Origin of the sequence: Sphingobium sp. ZW T5_29, from assembly GCF_044987515.1 — a bacterium.
GTDB lineage: Bacteria > Pseudomonadota > Alphaproteobacteria > Sphingomonadales > Sphingomonadaceae > Sphingobium.
Map to the genome: position 1 here is coordinate 1 of NZ_JBJDRM010000018.1, position 20,539 is coordinate 20,539.

Here is a 20,539-nt window from a genome sequence, read left to right on the forward strand (position 1 = left end):
CCCTCCCAAGGCCCTGATCCCATGTCCCCTCATCCCGCCTCCGAAAATAGCGGCATCTGGAAACTGATCTTCGGTCGGCTCGACTGGAGCGCGATCCCGTTCCACGAACCGATCCTGATCGGCACCTTCCTCGCGGTCGTCGTCGGCGGGGTCGCCGTGCTGGGCCTCATCACCAAATATCGCCTTTGGGGCATGTTGTGGCGCGACTGGTTCACGACCGTGGACCACAAGCGTATCGGCATCATGTACATGATCCTGGGCCTCATCATGTTCCTGCGCGGCTTCGCCGACGCCGTCATGATGCGCATACAGCAGGCATGGGCGTTCAACGGGTCGGAAGGCTATCTGAACGCGCATCACTATGACCAGATCTTCACGGCGCACGGCGTCATCATGATCTTCTTCGTGGCGATGCCGATGATCACCGGCATCATGAACTACATGATCCCCTTGCAGATCGGCGCGCGCGACGTCAGCTTCCCTTTCCTCAATAATTTCAGCTTCTGGATGACGACGGCAGGCGCGGTCATCACCATGATGTCGCTGTTCGTGGGCGAATTCGCGCGGACGGGCTGGCTCGCCTATCCCCCGCTGTCGGGCATCGCCTACTCACCGGGCGTCGGGGTCGACTATTATATCTGGGGCCTGCAGGTGGCGGGCGTGGGGACCCTCTTGTCAGGCATCAACCTGATCGCGACCATCGTGAAAATGCGCGCGCCCGGCATGACGATGATGAAACTGCCCATCTTCGTATGGACATCGCTCCTCTCAAACGTCCTCATCGTGGCCGCCTTCCCGGTCCTGACCGCCGTCCTGGCCCTTCTGAGCCTCGACCGCTACGTCGGCACGGCGTTCTTCACGAACGACTTTGGCGGCAACCCGATGATGTACGTAAACCTCATCTGGATCTGGGGCCACCCGGAAGTCTACATCCTCATCCTGCCCCTGTTCGGCGTCTTCAGCGAAGTCACCTCGACTTTCTCGTCGAAACGGCTCTTCGGCTATTCGTCGATGGTCTATGCGACGGTCGTCATCGCGATCCTGAGCTACCTCGTCTGGCTGCACCATTTCTTCACCATGGGATCGGGCGCCAGCGTCAACAGCTTCTTCGGCATAACGACGATGGTCATTTCCATTCCGACAGGCGCAAAACTCTTCAACTGGCTCTTCACAATGTATCGCGGCCGCATCCGCTTCGAATTGCCGATGATGTGGACTGTCGCCTTCATGCTGACGTTCGTACTTGGCGGAATGACCGGCGTGCTGCTCGCCGTGCCACCCGCCGACTTCGTGCTGCATAACTCGCTGTTCCTGATTGCCCACTTCCACAATGTGATCATCGGCGGCGTGCTGTTCGGCCTGTTCGCGGCGATCAACTATTGGTGGCCAAAGGCGTTCGGGTTCAAACTGGACAAGACCTGGGGTGTACGCAGTTTCTGGCTGTGGGTCGTCGGCTTCTGGGTTGCCTTCATGCCGCTCTATATATTGGGTCTCATGGGCGTCACGCGCCGCATGCGAGTATTCGACGACCCTTCCCTGCAGATCTGGTTCCAGATCGCGGCACTGGGCGCACTCATGATCGCCGGTGGCATCGCGTGCATGTTCATCCAGTTCGCGGTGAGCATCATCAACCGCGACAAACTGCGCGATACGACCGGAGACCCCTGGGATGGCCGTACGCTCGAATGGTCGACCAGTTCACCGCCGCCCGACTACAATTTCGCCTTCACGCCGGTAATTCATGATGGCGACGCATGGGCCGACATGAAAAAGCGCGGCTATCAGCGCCCTGCCAGTGGCTACCGCCCGATCCATATGCCCAGCAATACCGGCACTGGCGTGATCCTTGGAGGGCTTTCGGTAGCCTTCGCCGTCGGGATGATCTGGTATATATGGTGGCTCGCAGGCCTCAGCTTCATAGGTATCCTGTCGGTCACGATCGGTCATACTTTCAACTATAAGCGCGACTTCCATATCCCGGAGGATGTGGTTGAGCGCACCGAGAACGAGCGCACCCGCCAACTCGCGATGCAGGGCTGAACAAATATGGCAAGCGCAGCTACCGTCGACGCCGCATTCCTGGACAATGATGGCCGCCCCCTCTTCCATCTGGCCGAAGAACCTCATCATCCAGAAGGCTCCAGCACCATGCTGGGCTTCTGGATGTACCTGATGAGCGATTGCCTCATCTTCGCCTGCCTGTTCGCAACCTACGCAGTGCTGGGCGGCAATTATGCTGCGGGGCCTGGTCCCCAGGACCTGTTCGATCTGCCGCTGGTGGCACTGAACACCGCAATGCTGCTATTTTCATCGATCACTTATGGCTTTGCCATGCTGGCGATGGAAAAGAACCGGGTGGCAGCAACGCAGGGCTGGTTGGCCATCACCGGCCTGTTCGGCCTCGCCTTCCTCAGCATCGAAATGTACGAGTTCGCACACCTCATCCATGAAGGCGCAACCCCGATGCGATCGGGCTTCCTGTCGGCATTCTTCGCGCTGGTGGGCACCCATGGGCTGCACGTCACTTTTGGTATCATCTGGCTGGTGACGCTGATGACTCAGGTAGCGAAAAAGGGTCTTATCCCCGCAAATCAGCGCCGATTAATGTGCCTCAGCATGTTTTGGCACTTCCTCGACGTTGTCTGGATTGGTGTTTTCACCTTTGTTTATCTTATGGGAATGCTGCGATGAACGCGCACGATCACGACGTCCACGGCAATCACGACGCGGGGCATGGTCATGGCAGCTTTGGCAGCTACATGATCGGCTTTGGCCTGTCGGTGATCCTGACGGCCATCCCCTTCTGGCTGGTAATGACCGGCTATTTCGCTAATCCGCAGACCACCGCGTTCGTCATCATGGCGTTCGCAGTGGTGCAAATCATCGTTCACATGATCTACTTCCTGCACATGAATACCCGCTCGGAAAGCGGCTGGACGATGATGGCCTTGATCTTCACGATCGTTCTGGTCGTCATCACCCTGTCAGGATCCATGTGGGTCATGTACCATCTGAACACCAATATGATGCCCCAGATGCAGGGCATGTCACCGCATGACATGAGCCAGATGCCGTGAATACAAAGCGGCGGTCGGTGGCGGCTCTGATCAGCCTGTCAGTCGCCGCCGCACTCCTGTTCACCGGCCTGGTGAGCCTGGGCCTCTGGCAAGTCCATCGGCTGCAGTGGAAACGCGCGCTGATCCATCAGGTCGAAATGCGCATCCACGACCGCCTTGGCCCGGCCCCACCTCAGGCCCGACCAGACGATATGTACCGACGGATCACGGCGCGCGGACGCTTTCTGCATGATCGGACTACGCTGGTGCAGGCATCTACCGTCCATGGCCTGGGATATTGGGTGCTGACACCGCTGCTCACCGATCGTGGCTTCATCATAATCGTCAATCGCGGCTTCGTACCGCCAGACCGTCGCTCCGGCTATGGTAAGCCTACCGGAACGGTGCGGATTGTCGGCCTGCTGCGTAAAACGGAGCCGGACGGCGGATTTTTACGCAGCAACGATCCCAAGGCTGATCGATGGTATTCACGCGATGTGTCGGCAATCAGCCGTGCCCGCAATCTGCGCGCGCCCGTCGCGAACTATTTCCTGGACCAAGAATATAGCGGCGCTTCCACCACGCTGCCTATCGGCGGGCTAACCATCGTCAATTTTCCGAACAATCATTTGACCTACGCAATCACATGGTTCGCGCTGGCGGCGATGGTCGCGGGCGCCTACATAGTGGTTATGCGTCACGAATGGAAAGCATGCCGGGCGTGAGGCTTATTCGGCCTCTCAGTGGCCGCTGGCTGCCCGGCCAGTGGCCGGCCGATGCGGCTGGACGCAAAAATATGGCGCTGCTGGTGCAGTTGCGCTGGATAGCTATCGCTGGACAGGTTGCGACGATTTTGTTCGTACACCATGTTATGGGCATTAGCCTGCCCGTCGACGCCATGCTGCTGGTTGCCAGTATCGCTGCCGTCGTGAACGTGGGCTCCTATGCTGCGCTCCGCCGCCGCACCGACGTAGCCAGCGCGGAGTTGTTCGTGGCGCTGCTGTTCGACGTATTGATGCTTACCGCACAGCTATATCTGAGCGGCGGGGCCACCAACCCTTTCATCTCCCTGTATCTCTTGCAGGTAGCTTTGGGCGCGGTTCTACTCGACCGTTGGAGCATATGGGGGATAGTCCTCATGTCGGCAGTCTGCGCGGCAATGCTTTCCATCGTGCATCAACCGCTTGGCCTTTCGGATGCAATGGAAGGGCGCCTGTTCGACCTGCACATCATCGGGACCTGGATCTGCCTTACCATGATCGCGGTATTGCTGGTGCTGTTCGTGATGCCCGTCGCCCGCAACCTGCAGTTACGCGACACCTATCTGGCGCGTTTGCGGCAACAGGCGGTGGAAGAGGAACATATCGTACGCATGGGCTTGCTTGCATCGGGCGCGGCGCATGAATTGGGGACCCCCCTATCGCAGCTCGCCGTTGTGCTGGGCGATTGGCAGCACATGCCAGAGATCAGCCAGAACCGTCCGCTGATGGAAGAAGTAGAAGAAATGCAGATGGCAGTGCAGCGCTGCAAGGCGATCCTGACCGGTATTCTTCTGTCGGCCGGAGAAGCGCGGGGGGAAGCTCCCGAAATCACAAACGTGCGGGACTTCATCGAAGGTATTGCGAGGGATTGGCGCGCAGCAAACGCTGGCATGCCGCTGCGCTGCGATTATGGCCCGCACGACTATCCACGCATCGTCGCTGACCCAGTGATCCGGCAGGCGATCGGAAATCTTCTGGACAATGCACGGGAAGCCGGGGCAAGCCATATCGATCTGCTCGTGGGCCGCGACAATCTTTCCCTTAACATCGCTGTGCGGGATGACGGCTCCGGTTTTACCGATGCGATGCTAACAGACTTTGGTAAGCCTTATCGCTCCAGCAAGGGCAAACAAGGCAGTGGGCTGGGCCTGTTTCTTGTGGTCAATGTCGTGCGGAAGCTAGGTGGTAACGTCAGCGCCACCAACGGGGCTGACGGCGGCGCACTCGTGCTGATGCGAGTGCCCCTGGGGACCGTGGCGCTGGAGGAACAGGCAAATGGATGACACAGCGCCAAGACTGCTCGTGCTGGTGGAAGATGACGCGGCCTTTGCCCGCACTCTCAAACGATCTTTCGAGCGGCGGGGATACAGCGTGCTGACGGCGGATAGCCAGACAGCGCTGCAATCTATCCTGGAAGTTCATGATCCCAGCTATGCGGTCGTCGATCTTAAGTTGGGAACCGAATCTGGCCTGGTTTGCGTCCAGACACTTCATGCTCATGACCCCCAAATGCTCATCGTAGTTCTGACCGGTTTCGCCAGCATCGCGACCGCGGTGGAAGCGATCAAGCTCGGCGCATCCCATTACTTGGCCAAGCCGTCTAATACCGACGACATCGAAGCCGCGTTCGCGCGGCGGTCGGCGGGTGATACAACAACTCCGCTGGCGCCCCGTCCGACATCGATCAAAACGCTGGAGTGGGAACATATCCATGAGGTGTTGAAAGACAGCGACTTCAACATTTCGGAAACCGCCCGACGCTTGGGCATGCATCGCCGAACATTGGCTCGCAAGCTCGCAAAACGTCAGGTCGGATAGTCGAGCGGCAGAAGAGAAATGAGGTCTCGACTGATCTCGATCAGCAAGTCGCCGGGAACGCGATCTTTCCATCAGCGGTTCTATCTCAGCGTCACCCCGGCGCTCGAGAGGATCTCAGAAAATGGCTAATCAGAACCAAGATAATCAGCAGGGCGGACAGGCCCAAAATCCCGGACAGCAAAATCAGGAGGATGGTGGCCGCACCCAGCAAGGCGGACAGCCCGGACAGGGCGGCGGGCAGCAAAATCAGCAGAGCGATGAACAGCGTCGTCAGCAAGGTGGCGGTCAAGGGGAGCGCCGGGACGATCAGGGTGGCCAGCAGCGCTGACGCTTTGAACTGTAGCAAAAATGAAGGGCCGCCCATTGGAGCGGCCCTTTTCAATAGAACTGTTACAGTGGAGCGGGTGAAGGGAATCGAACCCTCGTCGTAAGCTTGGGAAGCTTCTGCTCTGCCATTGAGCTACACCCGCAAAGCGACATCCGCCTAGCCGCTGTGCCGAAGCACGTCAACGCCGGTCAAGGTGCAAGGCAATACATGGAACCCAAAGAAAACAAATAGGGATTTTTTTCCAACAGGCTAGGGCTGGATGGGAACGAAGCCGATTCTCCAAAGGAACGAACATCCGCCCGGCAGGTTTGGATGTCTCAATAAGATATATGATTTTTACGGGGGCATTATGAGCACGGCGGCGCCGGACATCTCTGGAAACCGCTTTGAATTGCTCGTCCAGAGCGTGACCGATTATGCGATCTATATGCTCGACCCCTCCGGGGCTATCGTCAGCTGGAATGCGGGTGCGCGCAGATTCAAGAGGTATGAAGCTGACGAGATTATCGGGCAGCATTTTTCCGCATTCTATACAGCCGAAGACCGGGCGGCAGGCGTTCCAGCCCGAGCGCTCGCAACTGCGGAGCGGGAAGGCCGGTTTGAGGCTGAAGGGTGGCGCGTGCGCAAGGATGGCACCCACTTCTGGGCCAACGTCGTCATCGACCCCATCCGTAACCCAACCGGTACGATCATTGGGTTTGCCAAGGTTACTCGTGACCTCACCGAACGGCGCACCACGGAAGCGGCACTGAAGGAAAGCGAGGAACGGTTCCGGCTGCTGGTGCAGAGCGTTACCGACTATGCAATTTATATGCTGGACCCGGTCGGCACGATCACCAGCTGGAACGCCGGGGCTCAGCGGTTCAAAGGATATACAGCCGACGAAATTCTGGGCCAGAATTTTTCGCGCTTTTACTCGGACGAGGACCGGTTGGCGGGTGTGCCGACACGCGCGCTGGAGACTTCGGCGCGCGAAGGCCGGTTCGAGGCAGAAGGCTGGCGCATCCGCAAGGATGGCTCCCGATTTTGGGCCAATGTCGTCATTGATCCGGTCCGCAACCCCATGGGGAAATTGATCGGCTTTGCGAAGGTGACCCGCGATCTTACCGAACGGCGCGAAACACAGATGGCACTGGAACAGGCGCGTGAGGCCATTTTCCAGTCTCAGAAAATGGATGCCATCGGCAAATTGACCGGAGGCGTGGCTCACGACTTCAATAATCTGCTTGCTGTAATCGTGGGTAGTCTGGACCTGGCAAGGCAGCGGCTAGCGATCGGCGCGGACATTTCGCGTTATATCGAGAATGCGATCATCGCTGCTGAACGTGGCGCTACTTTGACCCAGCGTATGCTGGCCTTCGCTCGCAAACAGGAATTGCGACTGGAGAGCGTGGATTGTGTGAACCTCGTACGGAATATGGCTGGTCTTCTGGACTCGACGCTTGGGTCGACCGTATCCATTGAGACACGTTTTCCGATTTCGCTTAGCTGCGCTCATGCCGATCCGGGCCAACTGGAATTGGCGCTGCTCAACTTGGCGGTAAACGCACGCGATGCCATGCCGGACGGCGGCCGACTAATCATAGAAGGCGTGGAACTGGATCTGCATGCCGACCAGCACCCCGATCTGGCATCGGGCAGATATGTCCGATTGTCGGTGATTGACGAAGGCGAGGGCATGGATGAAGCGACCCTCAACCAAGCGCGCGAACCTTTTTTCACGACCAAGGGGATTGGAAAAGGCACAGGCCTCGGTTTGTCGATGGTTCACGGCTTCGCAGAACAGTGCGGGGGTTCGTTGACGATCTCCAGCGGTCTTGGACAGGGAACAAACGTATCCCTGTGGTTGCCCGTCGCTTCGTCCGAAAACTCATTGACGGAAGCTGCCCCCGAAACGCTTGACGCTGTCGTCGGCCAGGATGACCAGCCGCTCGTCATCCTGGCGGTGGATGATGACGAACTGGTCCTTACCAACACCGCTGGCATGCTGGGGGAACTGGGCCACACCGTATTTCAAGCAATGTCAGGAGCTGACGCGCTGCGTATACTGGAGCAGGGCCATATCGACATGGTCATCACCGACCACGCCATGCCGAACATGACAGGGGCCCAATTGGCCGATGTCCTGGAGGAAATCCGTCCGGGTTTGCCGATTGTCATCATCACCGGTTTTGCAGAATTGCCACCCCAGGCAACGAGGCGGCTGAGGCTGGACAAGCCATTCAAGCAAGCCGAACTGGCACGAATGGTGGCGGTCGCACGGCAAGGATATGCCGCCGCTCGCTTTTCTGAAATGCCCGGCGTGCAGAACTAGGTCCGATCACAAAAACCCGCCTCATTTCCCGATTTGGCACGATCGACCGAAGCTAGTCCCCGCGTCAGCGATCCACCCTGCAAAAAACCTGCTACATTTCATCTGTTGGGTCAGTACATCGCTTGCCAGCCTCGTGGAGTTGGTTGAAGGAAGATGAGTATAAAGCCGCTCTCCGACTTCGGCATATGGAACCACATGACTGCATCCCCTCTGCCCTGCCCTAGTTCACATTTCTACACGTCCCTTAGGACCAGGCTACATTATGTCGATTGGGGCAATCGGTCCGCACCGACGATCATCCTCCTGCATGGGGCACTGGATCACGCGCGTAGCTGGGACTGGACCGCAAGCGTTTTGGCGCGGGACTATCATGTCATCGCTCCCGATCTGCGAGGGCACGGCGACAGCGCTTGGTCGAGGCAGGGTTCTTATTTGACCGCAGACTTCGTCTATGACCTGGCCCAATTGGTGGACCAGATCGGTCGCGACAAGGTGACGCTGGTCGGTCATTCGTTGGGCGGAGCGGTCGTCCTGCGCTATGCCGGGTTGTTTCCTGGCCGCGTTGAGCGGGTGGTGGCCATCGAAGGCCTGGGACTGTCGCCCGACCGGCTGAAAGAAAAAGCCGCCCTTTCCGCGCCGGATCAGTGGGGCGAGTGGATCGCGAAGCGGCAGATCAGCGCTCGACGCCTACCCCGACACTATGCCACGATCGAGGCGGCGGTAGGGCGGATGCGGGAGCGGAATGATCATTTGTCTGCTGAGCGGGCGCTGCATTTGACTTCACATGGCGTGAACCGAAACGAAGATGGCAGCTACGGCTGGAAGTTCGATCCTGATTTGCGGATTCAGCCGCCGGAAAATGCGTCGGAAGTAGAGCTTCCGCAATTCTGGGCGCGGATTACCTGCCCTGTCCTTTTATGCCTGGGACTCGACAGTTGGGCGTCGAACCCGGTGGAGGATGGGAGGATCGATCATTTCAAGGATGCCAGGCTGGTGGAGTTCGCGGATGCCGGGCATTGGTTGCATCATGATCAGTTTGACAGGTTTATTTCGGAGCTGGGAAACTTCCTAAACTATGAAGGTTCCACCCAAATTGCGCAGCCTTTGCGATAGACGCGGGTAATCGCGATCGATGTAACGCTGTTACTCGGCTGGTGAACAACTGCCGCTATTTACCTTCCACGCTCTGATACTCAGAAAATCGACGATCTTCCCTATGGGTATCAAGGGGGTTCCGGGCTCCCGAAGCCGATGGGTAGCCCGAGCGCATCGACCAGTGCATAAATCCTGGTTGTCAGGCCGCCGCGCCGCGCGAGCGACCCAAGCAACGGGATCGACCATCTTTTTTGGGCGTTGGCAGCCTGCTGGTGGACGCGGATCGACGAAGAGTCGATCATCTGGACGTCACCTTGGCAAGCTGCTGACACAGATCATGCAACCTCGAATTCTTCGGCAAGGCCGGCAGCTTCGGCGGAAGGCGCGACCCACAGCTTGAACTTTCCGGTTTCGACGACGGGCTTCAGATCTACACCAAGGAAGGCGAGATCAGCCGCGGCCAGGTCAAATGTGACCTGCTGTGATCGTTTCGGCGGCAGATCGACATGCTTATATGCCTTCAACTGGCGGACAGGTTGGGTGACGCTCGCAACGACGTCCTGGACATATAGCTGCACCAGTTCCTTCGCAGCGTATTTCCCCTCATTCTTGATCGTCACCGTCACGCGCAAGCTGCCGTCCTTCGGCATCTGCTTGGAGGACATGACAAGATCGGCATAGCTGATTTCCCCGTAGGTCAGGCCATGACCAAACGGGAAGCGAGCGTCATATTTAGATGTGATATATCGCGCGCTGGCCGGGCGCCCTGGCCGACGATGCGCGTAATAATAAGGCACCTGTCCTGCTGAAATCGGGAAGCTGACTGGAAGGCGCCCCGAAGGCCCTTTCGCGCCGAACAGGATGTCGGCGACGGCATTGCCCATTTCCGAACCCAGGAACCAGGTGACGAGGATCGCCGGTGCATCAAGGATCGCGCCTTCCAGCGCGAGTGCGCGGCCGTTTCGCAAAGCGACGATCATCGGCTTTCCGACAGCGGCTACCGCCTCTGCCAGGGCCTGTTGCGGGGCGGGGACCACGACCAGGTCCCGCGAGGCCGCCTCGCCCGACATCGCTTCGCGTTCGCCCACGGCAAGGATAACGATATCCGCTGCTCGCGCGGCTGCCACGGCTGCATCGATGCCGCCGTCGATCGGCGCTGTAATCTCGCTACCTTTGACCACGCTGATCAGCGAAGCGTCGCTAACCGCCGATCGCATGCCGCTGGCAAGATCGACCGCTTCCTTGTTGTCGGCGAACAGCGTCCAAGGTCCGTGCAGATTGCTGGGACCTTCCGCAAAGGGGCCGATGATGGCGATGCGTTTACCCTCGCGCGGCAAAGGCAAAAGATTGCCGTCATTCTTCAGCATGACGATAGAACGTTGGGCCGCCTCGCGTGCGAGTGAGAGCGCGGGCTTGGTGCGCATGCGCGCCTTTTGCCGCTTCAGGTCCATGCGGCGGAAAGGATCCTCAAACAGACCGAGCCTTTCCTTGAGCGCGAGGACGCGGCCGACCGCCTCATCCACCCGTTCCATCGGTACTTCGCCCGCCTGCACCAGCGAAGGCAGATGGTCGCGGTAGATGCCGCTGGCCATGCTCATGTCGAGCCCTGCCATGATGGCGATCCGCGCAGCGTCGCGGGCGTCGGCCGCAAGGCCGCGCGCGACGATTTCAACATCGCCATTATAGTCGCCGACGACCAGCCCGTCGAAGCCCATCTCGCCGCGCAATATGTCGGTCAGAAATTCACGCCCGCCATGGACGGGACGGCCTGCAATATCCTCGAACGCGGCCATGACGGTGGCGCAACCTGCATCCACTGCGGCCTGGAACGGCGGAAGATAAACTTCGCGCAGAGTGCGTTCGGAAATGTCCGCCGTGTTATAGTCCAGCCCGCTTTCCGCGGCCCCATAGGCCACGAAATGCTTCATGCAGGCGGCAACGGAAGCGTCATCGGCAAGAGACCGGCCCTGGAATCCGCGTGTCCGCGCACGAGCCATGTCGCTTGACAGCAGCACATCCTCGCCCGCGCCCTCGACCGTTCGACCCCAGCGCGCGTCCCGGCCTATGTCCACCATCGGCGCGAAGACCCAGTCGAAACCGGTTGCCGCCATTTCCGCCGCCGCCGCACGGGCGGTGCGTTCGGCGAGGTCGGGGTCAAAGCTTGCCGCTTCCCCCAGCGGCACCGGGAAAACCGTGCGATAACCGTGGATCACATCGCCCGCGAAGATCATGGGAATGCCAAGGCGCCCCTTCACGGCGGCTGTCTGAAGCTTGCGATGCGCCTCGACCCCAAAACCGTTGAACACGCCGCCCAGCCGCCCGGCCTGTGCATCGCCTGTCAAATTCTCGATGTTGCGCAGGACCGCTTCCGGATTGATCTTGGCTGCTGCCGCCGAAGTCCATGGCGTGGGCATCAGCGTCAGCTGCCCCGCTTTTTCTTCGATTGTCATCTGAGCGATCAGCGACTGGACCCGGCTGGAAAGCGGACGGCGGACAGCGGCCATCGCAGCGGGGATGCCCGAAGCCTGCCAAGCGAAAAGGCAGGCGGAGCTGATCAGGACAGACCGGCGGCTGACATTGGGATGGCGCAACATTTTCAGGCAACTCCAGTAAAAAGAGAGGAGGTCTTCGGACCGCTGATTATGAGGTTATTTCTTTGCCGTTGGCGCAACCCGGCCCTTGCAGCCCGGCGGCCCAGCTGATCGCTCCAGCGATCATTTCACGATGCTGCGGTTCCTGATAGGTGGAGGCCGCGTGTCCCAGCGCGGAATAGAATGCGCGTCCATCCTTCACGCAATGCGTCCAAACCATCGGATGATCGGCACCCATGCGGATGTTCTTCGGCTTGGTGAATGGTAGCAGTTTTTCTTCGGGACGGTAAGTCCCCTCATCGATCGTCACGAGAATGCGGTAGCCCTTGTCGCGAGGGTTCGTCGCGAAGGAATACCATTCGTCCGTCCGGCGCCATGTCGGGCCCAGATGACGGGTAGCGGGATGGCTCCGATCCTCGACATTGAGCGTAGCCATTTGGAACTGCGGGTCCATGATATGACCAATGAACTGGGACCCGATCAGGTCATCGACATACCAGCGCCAGGCATATTGCGGATCGCCGCCGGCACCGTGCAGCCCGACAAAGCCACCGCCCTTCTCCATCCAATTGCGGAACGCATCACGTTGCCCCGACGTCAGAACGTCGCCGCTCACGCTGTTCCATATTACAGCCTTGAAGCGGGCAAGCTGGTCCGGGTTGAATATGGCGGCATTCTCGGTCGTGTAGCTGCCCCAGCCACGCTGACGGGCAATCTCCTCCAGCGCACGGTTCGCCGCAACGATCTGCGCGTCGTCGCGAAAGCCATTGGTCTTGGAAAAAATGAGAATAGCAGGGTCAGCAAGCTTAGCGGAGATTTGCGGCGGCGTCTTGTCATAGCTGGTGCCAATGCCCAGGACCAACCGACCAAAATTACCCGGCCCTACGGCGGTCATGAACATCAATGACAGGCCCACCAGAACGAGGACCAAAATCGCGGCGAGCACGCCAAGGACCCGGAACACCTTCCGCTTCGCGATCGCCTTCATCACCTCACCTCTATTCAACATTGTTCAGCAACGGGCAAGGCATAGCGCTATATCACGGGAGAAGTAAACAGGCTCGTTGCATTAAACCAACATCCTGCTAGATAGTTTGCCACTCATTGATGGAGAGAGAAAAATGAAGAAATTGATCTTGGCCGCCGCGGTGTTCGCGATGGCGCCCCTGCCCGCTTTTGCTCAGGCAGCTTATTCAAGCTCGACGACGGAAATTGGCGCCCTGCTTGACGATCCGGCTGCAAAGGCTGTCTTGGAAAAGCACGTCCCCGGCATGACCACCAATGATCAGGTGGATATGGCTCGTTCGATGACGCTGAAGGATATTCAGCAATATTCGCCGGATCAGATCACGGACAAGGTACTTGCCGATGTCGACGCAGACCTCGCCAAACTGAAGGCTAAGTAAGCCTCACGCGGCTGGCCGGCTGTCATATGCTCCGGCCAGTCGTGTCAGGCAGGCGAATATTTTACCAACTGTCCCTACCACGCAACAGCACGTCCACCGCCTGAGACGCAAATTCCGCCGCTTCTTCAGTGCTAATCTCGCGCACTGTTTCCTCGGTCCTGCGCCACCCCTGGATCATACTCAACAACTGCAACGCTACGCGCCTGGGCTCCTTAGGAGGCACAGCATCATCCTGAGTCCCTCTGATGATTTCGTTCGTCAGGAAGCCGAGTTCGTAATTGTAGCCGAGATTGTAAAAAGTTTCAGCAATCTCAGGGAAGCGATGGGCCGTCGTCAAGATCAGCCGATCAAATTGCCGAACTTCAGGGTTGGCAAGCATGTGGACAAAGGTCTGGGCGTGCCGCTTCAGGCTTTCGGGAAATGTTTCCGGCACCTCACTGTTCCGGGCGCTTGCTTCGTTGGACCAGGTGCGGACGCGATCTTCCACTACAGACTTTATCAACGCTTCCTTGGTCGAATGACGGATGTACAATGTTCGTTTGGAGACACCGGCCGCCTGCGCCACCGCTTCCATCGAGGTTGCTTCATAGCCGAGCGACAGGAACAATTCCTTCGCCGCTGACAGAATAGCTTCCTCTATCTCGCCCGCTTTCTTGGTTGGCGGCCGCCCCATGCGCCTAACCCGCGTGGCTTGAGGTTTAAGCTTTGCGTCAACCGGCGAACCGCGCTTCTTGGATTCCTTCACCCAAATGTCCCGTCTTCGTTAGGCAGTCTCACTTATGAAGTTATCGCCTGCACCACAAGACGCCCACAAAAGCGAATTTAGGCGCCAATTCATTCAGACATTTCAACCAATGCGACGCCTTCAGGCGGCAGGTCCAGCGTCAAGACGCCCTCCTTATCCAGGCGGCGCGTTTCCGGTGGCGCGAGTTCGGCAGCCCGGCGGATCTGATCGATCTGATCCTTTCTGGGATATTGCGGCGACCCCAATTCCCGCCATTTCGGGAGAGGCGAACCCCGCTCCTGATCGACATAGCTGACGCGCACGCTCTTTCCTGGAGCAGCGCCCTTCAGCTTGACCTTAATCTTCTTGCGTTCGCCCGTGACGATACGCTCGTTGCTCATGCCCGGTATCCCGGAAGGCTGCTTCACTTCGGCCAGATTCCATATCAGTGCAGCTGCGCCGTTCCTGGTCTTGCTCGCAAGAGCCGGTCCGGTGGTCGCCAGCCTGCGCTGACCCAGCCGGTGCAACAGCTTATAGGTGTTGAAGGCCGGGCGCGGGATGCCGCGCTGGGCGATCATGCCCCAGCCGCCGTCGCCTTCCTTCAGGATGAAATTCGGGAAGTTGATCTCTTCGAACACATTGCTGATGCACCATTGCGACATGGCGTGGCAGTAGGGCAGGCAATTGCTGATGACATGGGCGATCATCGCGGGACTGTCGGACGACCATTCCGATAGCCACAGTTCCGCGCCTTTGTATCGCGTCGCGTCGATCTGGCTCCGTACCTTGGCCATGGCTGCGGGGATCACATCCTTGTGAGGAATTTTATTCGCCTCGCCAAACAGTTCCTTCTGGTCATCGCCCGCATAGATATGCGTCGAAACGAAATCGACGGGCAGATTTTCCTGAGCGCAAAAGCCGAGAAACTCCGGCATCCATTGTGCGGCCGCGGTGGAGGGTCCGCCCACCCGCAACTTGGGGTCTACCGCCTTGATCGCGCGCGCCGCGGCCTTGTACATAGCGAAATAGTCGGCCTGCGTACCGCTGAAGAACCAGCTTAAGTTGGGCTCGTTCCAAACCTCGAAATACCACTGGCGTACTGTGCTGAGACCATAGCGATCGATCAGGTGGCGCACGAAAACGCCGATAAAATCGCCCCATGCCTGCGGCGACGCTGGCGGAGTGATATTGGCGTTGTAGGTGAAGTTCAGCTTTGTGTTCCCGCTGGCGAGCTTCTTGGGCATGAAGCTCAATTCAACGAAAGGCTGCACTCCCCTCGCCAGCACGCCGTCATAGACTTCATCGACATTCTGGAAATTTGGATCCTTGCCGTTCATCCCACCGGGCCAGACGCCGAGATCATCGTTGAATATGCCGTGAAACCGCACACGTTCCAGGCCCGTCTCGACCCTGAACCGCTCCAGATCATGCCGCCAACTTTCCCGCATCGTGGCGGAGGCCCGATCCGATCCTGCGCAACGCGACCAGATATGATCCAGCGCGCCCATCTCGCGGCGCAGATCGATCTCCACGTGCTCGGTGCCTGTCTGGCCAAAAGACGGCTTCGTAAGAGCAGAAGAAGCCAATACTGCTGCTCCGGCACCAATTATTTCGCGGCGATCCCACATCATCTTCACTCCTGTGCGCGGTCGGCGCGCGCCACCTTTGCTAATGTCGCTGGTCAGGCAACCGTAAGCTTCACCGACTTCAGATCGACCGAGTTCGGACCGGCATGAATCGTGAAAGTGCCTGGTTCCACGACATAGTTCATGTCGATGTTCCAGAATGCCAGGCTGTCGGGATCAAGGCGAAACTGCACAGTGCGCTTCTCACCTGGCTTCAAGGTCACCCGTTCAAATCCGCGCAACTCCAGTACGGGTCGCGGCACGGAACTTACATCGTCGCGGACATAGAGCTGGACCACTTCATCGCCTGGCCTTTGTCCGGTATTTGTGACGTCCACCTCCACGATTGCTGTCTCGCCAACCGCGATGGTGGCCTTCGCGAGGCGCGGCGCGGTCATTTCGAACGTCGTGTAACTCAGGCCATAGCCGAACGGAAAAAGCGGCGTCGGCTTCGCCTCTACATAGCGCTGGCCAATCCTGGCTGAAGAATGCTTGTTGTAGAACACTGGCAGGTCGCCAACCGACCGGGGGAAAGTGATCGGCAGTTTGCCACCCGGATTGACCTTGCCGAAAAGCATATCGGCAAAGGCGTTCCCGCCCTCCTGGCCGAGATACCAGCCCTCCACCAGAGCATTGGCCTTTTCGGCCAGGCGACTGACCGTGAGCGGACGCCCGTTGATCAGCAAGGCAACAATCGGCTTGCCTGTCGCGATCATCGCATCCACCAGCGCGTCCTGATCGCCGAACAGGTTCAGGCTGTTACGATCGCCCGGCGCCCCAGCATGGATCGCCTCGCGGGTGATTTCCGGCACGTCGCCGACGACCAACAGGATGACATCTGACCGTTTCGCGACCTCCACAGCCTGGGCTATGCGCGTCGCATTCTCCGCCGGATCGGCGTAGCGCGCGGCGCGGGCGGGCAGATGCTGACCCGTGGGGTCGGGTTTGACGATCTGGACGCCTTCGGCATGCTCGATGGAGATCGCTCGCCCGGCAGCCGCTTTCACGCCCGCCAATATCCCCACGGCCTGCGCGTTCACGGATGAATAGCCGCCAAACAATGGCTCAACCGCGTTCGGTCCAATGACTGCGATCTTGCGCGGCTTGGCCGGATCGATCGGCAGCAAACCGTCATTTTTTAGCAGCACCAGAGACTTCTGCGCGACCTTGCGTGCAATCGCCTTGCTGGCGGGCGCATTGACCTGACGCAGGGCGAGGGACTTGTTCAGATAGGGATTCTCGAACAAACCAGCCTCGAACTTGAGCGCCAAAATGCGGGATACCGCGGCGTCGATGCTGGCTTCGGGAATGCGGCCAGCGCGCACCAGCTCGGGCAACCGGGCATAGGCCTGACCGTCCGGCATTTCGGCATCGATGCCTGCATGAACCGCCAGCACGGCGGCATCATCGTCATGCGCCGCCATGTGATGATGCGTGATCAAATTGGTGACGCCGCCATAATCGCTGAAATACGCCCCGCGAAAGCCAAGCCGCTCGCGTCCGGTACGTTGGAGAAGCTCATAATTGGCGTGGGAGGGAACGCCCCCAACCTCGTTGTATGAAGGCATGATCACGGCGGGGTCGGCGTTTTTGATGACCTGCGCGAAGGGTACGAGGAAATTCTCGCGCAGCGTCCGCTCGCTCATGTCGGCTGGACCGATATTGAGTCCGCTCTCGGGCGCGCCGTGAATGAAGTGTTTGAGCGTTACGAACACCTTGTCCGCCGCCAAGGGGCGCGGCCCCTGCTGCCCACGCACTGAGGCGATGCCCATCTGGCTGACCAGATAGGGATCTTCGCTGAAGAACTCCTCGACCCGGCCGAAGCGCGGATCGCGGGCAAGGTCCAGAACCGGACTGAGCGCGACGGTAGCGCCCCGCAAGCGGGCTTCACGCCCCGCCACCTCGTAAGCCTTCTGAACCAGCGCGGGGTCCCAGGTGCTGCCGAGACCGAGCGGGATCGGAAAGATCGTTCCGTCCCGCGCCTTAAGGCCGTGGGCCGTTTCCTCGTGAAACAATGCGGGAATACCCAGGCGGGTATTTTCAACCAGATGCCGCTGTATGGCGTTCACAAGGTCTATTGTCTCCCCGACGCCACGATAGGCGTCTTTGGCAGAACGGGCCGTACCATTGGTGTCGCTCGGATTGCCGATTTGCCCAATCCCGTTGACAAAAACCTGCTTTGCCTTTTCTGGCGAAAAATTATCGCCATCCAGGAAGGTCGATTTGGTGTACGCCATCGACCGCATCTGTGCGGCCTTTTCCTCAAGCGTCATCCGGCCCAGCAGATCGCGGACGCGATCTTCAATCCGCGCCTTGGGATCGCGATATACCGCCTTGCCTGTTACGTCAGCCATTGCGGCTACCGGCATCGCCAGAGCAGTTGAAGCGATGAACATGCGCCGCGTAACGGCTATCCGATCAGCCAAGAAGTCCTCCGTCAAATATGTCGCCGATCCATCGCCATATAGCTGCGGATCGCTATCCTTACGTCTTTACCACATCACAAAACAATAAGTAAACGGGTTCGTTACATTATAACCTGCCAGTCCTTCGCCAGCTGATCAAAAAATAAACTGCCAAGGGTCTTTTTTCTGACGCGGGCCTGGGGCTTAAGCTTCGCGATTACGGCGAAGGAGCAGGTCTCTCGTTAAAGGTATCGGTCCGCGCGGCGTTGAATGAAATGGCCACTGCAAAGCTTTGACCGGGGGCCAGCCATTTCATGCTGGATGGTACGGAATTGAGCGCGTTGGTAGGATGACTGACCGGCTCGACACAGAAAAAATTCTGGTCGCCGGGCGTATATATGACCGTGTGCGGAAGCGCCTCTACGGGACTGATCTCAAGTGACAAATTGCGCGACGGCCAGAAGATCGAGAGCGGCCCTTCACGATCGGTATAGACGGTATCGACCTCACGCATTGATACATCGCCGCCCTGCCACCAATCGACCGCACAATCCCTGACATCATGTATGCGTGGAAGGCAGTCGTCATCATTCTGCCACTCCCCCCGATGCAAGCCATGGTAGACAGCGTCAGCGCTCGGCAAATAGGGATGAAGTCCCAGCCCGGTCGGCATCAAACCGTCGCTCAGGTTGGTCACCGACAGGGTAACGGTAAGCCCATCCTCAGCCAGCTCGAACTTCTGTTCGGCATGATAGCTCCATGGCCAGTCTTCGGCGGAACGGAGATGTTCGATGATCGCGACGTTGGCGTCATATGACTGGATTGTCCAAGGTGACAGCCAGCCAAACCCATGCAGCGTATGAGGATGATCGGACCCTGGAAAATTGGGAGCGAGCTGCACGTCCTGCCCATTCGCTCGAAAGCGGCCAAAGGCTATCCTATTCGAAAAGGGCACGAGCGGAAAGCAAGCGACATCCAATATGGACGGGCCGCAGACAGGGCGAAACAACGCTTCGCCCTGCCAATCAAACGCCATGATCGAACCACCTCGCTCCGGCGCCAGCAGCAGCCGATATTCGCCTGCAGCCAGTTCCATCAGAAGCGATTCACCATATTCTCCAGCCACTCCTGGCGGCCGGAGCGCGGCTGAGGCACAAGGTCGCGCTCAATCGCGATGTCCGCGATTGAATTCAGGGTTCCCTCGCTCGACCGGATATGCTGGCCGAGTTCGCCCTGCCATCCCGCATAGCGCTCAGTACGGAATGCATCGACGCGTCCATCCTCGATGATTGCCGCTGCCTTTACGAGAGCATGCGCAACCGTGTCGATCCCGCCGATATGACCATGGAACAGATCGATCGCATCTACGCTCTGCCGCCGGACCTTCGCGTCGAAATTAAAGCCGCCGTCACTGAAGCCGCCTGCCCGGATGATTTCCAGCATGGCCAGCGTCAACTCCTCGACCGAGTTGGGGAACTGGTCGGTATCCCAACCATTCTGATGATCGCCGCGGTTAGCATCGATCGATCCAAATATGCCCAGCGCCCTCGCCATGGCGATCTCATGCTCGAACGTGTGGCCCGACAGAGTGGCGTGGTTCGCCTCGATGTTTACGCGCACCTCGTTTTCCAGGCCGAAACGCTTCAGGAAGCCGTAAACAGTCTGGGTATCGAAGTCATATTGGTGCTTGGTTGGCTCATGCGGCTTCGGCTCGATCAGGATCGTTCCGGTAAACCCGATACGATGCTTGTGATCGACGACGAGGTTGAGGAAGCGGCCGAAATTCTCCTGCTCGATTCCAATTTCAGTGTTGAGGATCGTGTCATAGCCTTCGCGACCGCCCCACAGCACATAATTTGCCCCGCCCAGCCGGTGCGTCGCGTCAAGGGCATCACGAACCTGACTCGCAGCCCACGCATAGACTTCCGGATCGGGATTGGTTGCAGCGCCCGCCATGTAGCGCGGATGGCTGAACAGGTTGGCCGTCCCCCACAGCAGCTTGCGGCCATGCCTGTCCTGCAACTCCTCCAGATGATCAACCGCCTCGGCAAAGCTCTTGCGGAACGCACCGATGGTGTCGGCATCGGCCATGACGTCGACGTCGTGGAAGCAGTAGAAGGGCACGTCCAGCTTCTCGACGAAGGACAGCGCAGCCTCCCGCTTGGCACGCGCCGCCGCCGCATCGTTTGCGCCTGCATGCCAGGGGCGACGGAAGGTGCCGGCGCCGAACACATCGCTGCCCGGCCAGCAGAAGCTATGCCAGAAGCAGACCGCAAAGCGCAGATGCTCTTCCATGCGCTTGCCCAAGATGACCTTGTCCTTGTCGTACCAGCGATAGGCGAGGTCGTTATTACTTTCCGGCCCTTCGTAGGCGATGGTCGGGAATTCAGCGAAATAGCTGGCGGTCACGGATTTC

Annotated in this window: 17 protein-coding genes and 1 tRNA gene; 9 read left to right on the forward strand and 9 right to left on the reverse strand. The window is 58.9% G+C overall.

The features are described from left to right. Positions 1 to 21 precede the first annotated feature (21 nt). Genes cyoB through ACI3KQ_RS14580 form a run of 6 tightly spaced genes read left to right on the forward strand, consistent with a single transcriptional unit; the run spans position 22 to position 5,635 of the window. On the forward strand, positions 22 to 2,040 hold the full coding sequence (gene cyoB / locus ACI3KQ_RS14555; RefSeq protein ID WP_404958925.1) for a cytochrome o ubiquinol oxidase subunit I: 2,019 nt from the start codon (positions 22 to 24) through the stop codon (positions 2,038 to 2,040). Between the two features lie 6 nt (positions 2,041 to 2,046). Further along, a complete protein-coding gene (cyoC, locus tag ACI3KQ_RS14560; protein ID WP_404958835.1) occupies positions 2,047 to 2,691 on the forward strand; it encodes a cytochrome o ubiquinol oxidase subunit III in 645 nt (214 codons plus the stop codon). Next, the gene (cyoD, locus tag ACI3KQ_RS14565) at positions 2,688 to 3,077 is read left to right on the forward strand and encodes a cytochrome o ubiquinol oxidase subunit IV (RefSeq protein ID WP_404958837.1); all 390 of its coding nucleotides are present in this window, start codon (positions 2,688 to 2,690) and stop codon (positions 3,075 to 3,077) included. The genes cyoC and cyoD overlap by 4 nt, the downstream gene beginning before the upstream one ends. Positions 3,078 to 3,094: 17 nt before the next feature. Continuing rightward, positions 3,095 to 3,781 (forward strand): SURF1 family protein, encoded by a 687-nt coding sequence (locus ACI3KQ_RS14570; RefSeq protein ID WP_404958839.1) that lies wholly within the window; start codon positions 3,095 to 3,097, stop codon positions 3,779 to 3,781. Continuing rightward, a complete protein-coding gene (locus tag ACI3KQ_RS14575; RefSeq protein WP_404958841.1) occupies positions 3,760 to 5,100 on the forward strand; it encodes an ATP-binding protein in 1,341 nt (446 codons plus the stop codon). Before ACI3KQ_RS14570 ends, ACI3KQ_RS14575 begins: the two co-directional genes overlap by 22 nt. Continuing rightward, positions 5,093 to 5,635: a response regulator transcription factor gene (locus ACI3KQ_RS14580; protein ID WP_404958843.1), complete on the forward strand. Its 543-nt coding sequence runs from the start codon at positions 5,093 to 5,095 to the stop codon at positions 5,633 to 5,635. Before ACI3KQ_RS14575 ends, ACI3KQ_RS14580 begins: the two co-directional genes overlap by 8 nt. Positions 5,636 to 5,726: 91 nt before the next feature. Here the strand turns inward: ACI3KQ_RS14580 and ACI3KQ_RS14585 are convergent, their stop codons facing one another. Then, complete coding sequence (locus ACI3KQ_RS14585) at positions 5,727 to 5,924, reverse strand: hypothetical protein (RefSeq protein WP_404958845.1); 198 nt, start codon at positions 5,922 to 5,924, stop codon at positions 5,727 to 5,729. A gap of 107 nt (positions 5,925 to 6,031) precedes the next feature. Then, positions 6,032 to 6,105 (reverse strand) — tRNA-Gly (locus ACI3KQ_RS14590). Between the two features lie 207 nt (positions 6,106 to 6,312). On the opposite strand from ACI3KQ_RS14590, the gene ACI3KQ_RS14595 reads away from it, so the two are divergent. Further along, the gene (locus ACI3KQ_RS14595) at positions 6,313 to 8,277 is read left to right on the forward strand and encodes a PAS domain S-box protein (RefSeq protein ID WP_404958847.1); all 1,965 of its coding nucleotides are present in this window, start codon (positions 6,313 to 6,315) and stop codon (positions 8,275 to 8,277) included. Positions 8,278 to 8,472: 195 nt separating this feature from the next. Beyond that, the gene (locus ACI3KQ_RS14600; RefSeq protein WP_404958849.1) at positions 8,473 to 9,390 is read left to right on the forward strand and encodes an alpha/beta fold hydrolase; all 918 of its coding nucleotides are present in this window, start codon (positions 8,473 to 8,475) and stop codon (positions 9,388 to 9,390) included. A gap of 317 nt (positions 9,391 to 9,707) precedes the next feature. Here the strand turns inward: ACI3KQ_RS14600 and ACI3KQ_RS14605 are convergent, their stop codons facing one another. Beyond that, a complete protein-coding gene (locus ACI3KQ_RS14605) occupies positions 9,708 to 11,966 on the reverse strand; it encodes a glycoside hydrolase family 3 N-terminal domain-containing protein (RefSeq protein WP_404958851.1) in 2,259 nt (752 codons plus the stop codon). 46 nt (positions 11,967 to 12,012) lie between these two features. Next, positions 12,013 to 12,951, reverse strand: coding sequence for a ThuA domain-containing protein (locus ACI3KQ_RS14610; protein WP_404958853.1), 939 nt, complete (start codon positions 12,949 to 12,951; stop codon positions 12,013 to 12,015). 148 nt (positions 12,952 to 13,099) lie between these two features. Between ACI3KQ_RS14610 and ACI3KQ_RS14615 the strand changes: the two genes are divergently transcribed. Further along, on the forward strand, positions 13,100 to 13,369 hold the full coding sequence (locus tag ACI3KQ_RS14615) for a hypothetical protein (protein WP_404958854.1): 270 nt from the start codon (positions 13,100 to 13,102) through the stop codon (positions 13,367 to 13,369). Between the two features lie 61 nt (positions 13,370 to 13,430). Here ACI3KQ_RS14615 and ACI3KQ_RS14620 read toward each other — a convergent pair whose 3' ends face one another. The 5 genes from ACI3KQ_RS14620 to xylA all read right to left on the reverse strand — a co-directional run bounded on the left by ACI3KQ_RS14620 (position 13,431) and on the right by xylA (position 20,532). Next, on the reverse strand, positions 13,431 to 14,114 hold the full coding sequence (locus tag ACI3KQ_RS14620; RefSeq protein ID WP_404958856.1) for a TetR/AcrR family transcriptional regulator: 684 nt from the start codon (positions 14,112 to 14,114) through the stop codon (positions 13,431 to 13,433). A gap of 89 nt (positions 14,115 to 14,203) precedes the next feature. Further along, the gene (locus ACI3KQ_RS14625) at positions 14,204 to 15,625 is read right to left on the reverse strand and encodes a GH39 family glycosyl hydrolase (RefSeq protein ID WP_404958858.1); all 1,422 of its coding nucleotides are present in this window, start codon (positions 15,623 to 15,625) and stop codon (positions 14,204 to 14,206) included. Positions 15,626 to 15,774: 149 nt separating this feature from the next. Further along, on the reverse strand, positions 15,775 to 18,144 hold the full coding sequence (locus ACI3KQ_RS14630; RefSeq protein ID WP_404958860.1) for a glycoside hydrolase family 3 N-terminal domain-containing protein: 2,370 nt from the start codon (positions 18,142 to 18,144) through the stop codon (positions 15,775 to 15,777). 196 nt (positions 18,145 to 18,340) lie between these two features. Next, complete coding sequence (locus ACI3KQ_RS14635; protein ID WP_404958862.1) at positions 18,341 to 19,219, reverse strand: aldose 1-epimerase; 879 nt, start codon at positions 19,217 to 19,219, stop codon at positions 18,341 to 18,343. Further along, positions 19,219 to 20,532, reverse strand: a complete 1,314-nt coding sequence (xylA, locus tag ACI3KQ_RS14640) for a xylose isomerase (RefSeq protein ID WP_404958864.1) — start codon at positions 20,530 to 20,532, stop codon at positions 19,219 to 19,221. The genes ACI3KQ_RS14635 and xylA overlap by 1 nt, the downstream gene beginning before the upstream one ends. Between the last annotated feature and the right edge of the window lie 7 nt (positions 20,533 to 20,539).